This window comes from Aeromonas sp. Prich7-2 (assembly GCF_017939255.1).
In the GTDB taxonomy this organism is placed as follows: Bacteria; Pseudomonadota; Gammaproteobacteria; order Enterobacterales; family Aeromonadaceae; genus Aeromonas; species Aeromonas caviae.
This window is the reverse complement of sequence record NZ_JAGKRI010000225.1, coordinates 1-3717: the sequence shown is the minus strand read 5'-3', so window position 1 is coordinate 3717 and position 3717 is coordinate 1. Positions and strand designations below refer to the sequence as shown.

General features: G+C 59.6%; 4 protein-coding genes. 2 read left to right on the top strand and 2 right to left on the bottom strand.

Going from position 1 to position 3717, the window contains the following annotated elements:
• The first annotated feature begins 287 nt into the window (after positions 1-287).
• On the top strand, positions 288-818 hold the full coding sequence (gene mog, locus J9892_RS21310; protein WP_041212474.1) for a molybdopterin adenylyltransferase: 531 nt from the start codon (positions 288-290) through the stop codon (positions 816-818).
• Positions 819-849: 31 nt separating this feature from the next.
• On the opposite strand, the gene J9892_RS21305 is transcribed toward mog, so the two are convergent.
• Together J9892_RS21305 and J9892_RS21300 are read right to left on the bottom strand one after the other, a co-directional pair.
• Positions 850-1197, bottom strand: a complete 348-nt coding sequence (locus tag J9892_RS21305; protein ID WP_029314779.1) for a DUF2541 family protein — start codon at positions 1195-1197, stop codon at positions 850-852.
• Positions 1198-1404: 207 nt separating this feature from the next.
• Complete coding sequence (locus J9892_RS21300) at positions 1405-2160, bottom strand: DNA/RNA non-specific endonuclease (RefSeq protein WP_111896736.1); 756 nt, start codon at positions 2158-2160, stop codon at positions 1405-1407.
• Positions 2161-2803: 643 nt separating this feature from the next.
• Here J9892_RS21300 and J9892_RS21295 point away from each other — a divergent pair.
• Positions 2804-3529 carry a carbonic anhydrase gene (locus J9892_RS21295; protein WP_109113145.1) on the top strand — a complete coding sequence of 242 codons (726 nt, stop codon included), beginning with the start codon at positions 2804-2806 and terminating at the stop codon, positions 3527-3529.
• Positions 3530-3717 lie beyond the last annotated feature (188 nt).

Here is a 3717-nt window from a genome sequence, read left to right as displayed (position 1 = left end):
GCTCCAGATAGTGATTAGCATTAATAATGGTCATAGGCTTCGCGCGTGTTGATTTTGTTTGGCGATAAAATTAGATCACAAACGAAGCCTTTTTTATATCTATTTCAATTGGTTGGCGCTAAAGATCCTGTACATGATGCCTTATTAAGGGACTTTCCTCAAAATTGTTTTTCATTCGACTCTCTCCCAGGCTCAATGCCCTCCCCTTGCCTCATCCGGCGGTTTAACATATCTCACTGATTATGTTATTTTATTTACCACTTTATTGCGGCAACCAAGGGCAGACCATGAGCAAGGCAAGAATCGGTATCGTCACCGTCAGCGATCGCGCCAGTGCAGGCATCTACGAAGATCTCTCCGGCAAGGCCATCATCGACACCCTGAACGCCTACCTGACCTCGGAATGGGAGCCCGTCTATCAGGTGATCCCCGACGAGCAGGATCAGATTGAGGCGACCCTGGTTCGGCTGGTGGACGATGAGCAGTGCTGCCTTGTCGTTACCACGGGGGGCACCGGGCCGGCCAGGCGGGATGTGACCCCGGAGGCCACCGAGGCGGTGTGCGATCGCATGATGCCGGGCTTTGGCGAGCTGATGCGGGCCGAGTCCCTCAAGTTCGTGCCGACCGCCATCCTGTCGCGCCAGACCGCCGGCCTGCGCGGCAGCTCGCTCATCGTCAACCTGCCGGGCAAGCCCAAATCGATCCGCGAGTGCCTGGATGCGGTCTTCCCCGCCATTCCCTACTGCATCGACCTGATGGAAGGGCCCTATCTCGAGTGCGACGAGGCCATCATCAAACCGTTCCGCCCGAAGAAATAAGCACTGGGCGGGGATTTCCCCCGCCCTTTGCTCATTTGCGCCCGTACACCTTGACCCCCGCCCTGCTCCCTTCCGAATTGCCGTACACCTCGATGCGCTTGATGCAGAGTCGGCTGCCGAGGGATTGCCACCCCGACTCCTGATCCTCTCTCAACACCTTGTCGAAATAAAGGGTCTTGCTGCGATCGTTGCCGTAGAACACCTTGACCCGCTCCAGGGTCAACTCCCGCCCTGCCTTGACCATGATGGATTTGGTCGGTCGGCAGGCGAGCATGGGAATGATGGCGGGATGATCGCCGACCCCGAGCAGAATGGTCTGCCCCAAGCGGATATCCTCGTCGGCCATGGCGGGGGGAACAGCAGCCCCCAGCAGCGCCATGGGTACGCAGATGCGCAACGGGCGGGCAAGAGTGGACAAGGAGTAAAGGGAAAACAGCGCTGACATGATGCCTCCTGAAAAAGGAGTCATGATAAGGGCCCGATGCCAGACCCAAGCTGTACTGGCCCTGTACCAGGGGCCATGACAATGGCAGGAGGCCCGTGTGGGTAACGGGGGCCTGGGCCCCCGTTACCCCTGCCGGACGCGCTAACCGCCCCACATGGCCGACAGCCGCGACTCCATGGCCTCTTCCTGCTCATCCGGCAGCTCGGTGAAGAAGTCGAGTCCGGTCTGCTCCTCCACCTCATCCACCGTCACCACATAGTCCGCCAGCCGACTGGCCGAGACGTTCTCTTGCGGCAGGATGAAGGCGATGGCCCGCTTGCCCGCCAGATCCATCACCACCCGGTAGTAGGCGTGGGGCACGGTCACGCCGTTGCCGATGGCGCCATCGGAGTGGGTGAAGATGGGGCCGGTGATCACCTGCACGCTCTTGTAGGTGATGGCCCACTGCCGGGTCTTCTCCTCCAGGATGCGCCAGGCCCCCTGGTTGAGCGCCGGCAGTTGCGGGGTCATGTTGGTCAGCAGGAAGCTCTGCTTCATGGTGTTGGCGGTGGAGCGCATGTCCGCCGCCGGCGCCTGGTGGCCGCGGTCATAGCCCGAGCCCTTGTAGTCCGACAGGGTGGCGCGAAACTGCACCGGCACCTCCTTGTCCTCGGCGAAGGCATCCTTGCGCGGCACCTGGCCCTGGGCGCTGGCGGCCGTCATCCGGTAAGAGACCCAGTCAGAGACCTTGGTGTCGTAGTTGTACCCGGCGGCATAGCCCTCCCGGCACAACAGCTGACTGGATTGACCGGGTACCCCCAGGGTGACGTGCTCCCCGCACTGGAATCCCGCCGCCAGGCTCGGGAAGGTGGTGAGAGCGAATCCGATAGCCAGAACTAATTTATTGATATTATTCATTATTATGCCACTCCTTGTGTTAGGCGGAGTGATTTGACACCAGGTCGGATGAGTAAGGCAATCGCACAAATAGCGAGCAATCCGGAAATGTGAAGAGGACGGCAAAACCGCAAACAAGGCGCCGCCAACCGGGGGATTGTCATCCCGCCGTCACTGTGCTGAGGGGGGAATTTCTCCAGCACTATCAGAGAGATAAGGGGTCAACACCGAGGCACTCTGTCAGCGCAGCGCCCGGCTCCCGCCACGCACGCCCCTGGCCGGGTCAGGGAATATCGAAAAAATCCCAACGAAATAAGGGATCCTCAAGCCCGATAATTAGTCCGCGCTTGTTTGCTCGAGATCAAACGGAGCCATGAAAAGCCCTCTAGAATCAGCCCGTCATCTATTTGGGGCGCCATGAAAGGGGGCCGTTCATTGCGAAAATGCCCGCAGGATTTCTCCTTCATGAATAAGCGTGCCCCGTTGCCGGAATACATCATGACGTAGCCTCATGCCACGCTTCAAATAACGATGACGACAGACTTTTCATAACAATTAATCCGGTCTGGCACCGCGTACCCTGCGTTTCCAACGATGCCATTCCTGGCCTTCCTGCCGGAAGGCCAGGAATGGTCGTGCTTTTCAATCAGGATAAGGATGCATGATGAAAAAGTCCCTGCTGGCTGGCGCCCTGCTGCTCTGCCCTGCCGCCTTTGCCGCCACCACACACTGGGAATACAGCGGCGAGGCCGGCCCGGCGAAATGGGCCAGCCTGACCCCGGAATATGGCCAGTGTGCCGGCAGCAACCAGTCGCCGGTCAACCTCTCGGGTCTGGTGAAGGCCGATCTGGCCCCCCTGCAGTTCCACTATCAGGCGGGTGGCAAGACGCTGGTCAACAACGGCCACACGGTGCAGGTCAACTATGCCCCCGGCAGCACCCTTGAGCTCGACGGCATGCACTTCGAACTCAAGCAGTTCCACTTCCACGCCCCCAGCGAAAACCTCATCGAGGGCAAGTCCTACCCCCTGGAGGGTCACCTGGTCCATGCCAATGACAAGGGGGAGCTGGCGGTGGTCGCCGTGATGTTCGAGCCGGGCCAGGCCAATGGGGCCCTGAGCCAGGCCTGGCAGGTGCTGCCAGCCAAGGCGGGGGAGATCCATGCCTTCAAGGAACCCATCTCGGCAGAGCAACTGCTGCCCGCCCAGCACGACTACTACCGCTTCAGCGGGTCCCTGACCACCCCACCCTGCTCGGAAGGAGTGCGCTGGCTGGTGATGAAGGAGCCGGTCCAGGCCAGCCAGGCCCAGATCGATGCCTTCAAGGCGGTGATGCACCACCCCAACAACCGCCCCGTCCAGCCTCTCAACGGGCGACTGGTGCTGGAATAAGGGGGTTATCTCACCGATTCGCGCAATAAAAAGAGGGCCTGTTGGCCTAATGCCAGTCAGTTAAGCCTGACTGGCATTGTTTTTACTAGGTTTTCTCGTCGCATACTTCTGTGGTTTGGCTTTGATGCACCTTGGGTAACTTCGTTCTCGGCGGGCGGGTAACTTGAACTGCTCTGCCTGTTTGTCCA

What these genes read in the sequence shown, in the direction of transcription:
- mog (WP_041212474.1), top strand. Translation starts at nt 288, where the DNA reads ATGAGCAAGGCAAGAATCGGTATCGTCACCGTCAGCGATCGCGCCAGT.
- J9892_RS21305 (WP_029314779.1), bottom strand. Translation starts at nt 1,197, where the DNA reads ATGGCGCTGCTGGGGGCTGCTGTTCCCCCCGCCATGGCCGACGAGGAT.
- J9892_RS21300 (WP_111896736.1), bottom strand. Translation starts at nt 2,160, where the DNA reads ATGAATAATATCAATAAATTAGTTCTGGCTATCGGATTCGCTCTCACC.
- J9892_RS21295 (WP_109113145.1), top strand. Translation starts at nt 2,804, where the DNA reads ATGAAAAAGTCCCTGCTGGCTGGCGCCCTGCTGCTCTGCCCTGCCGCC.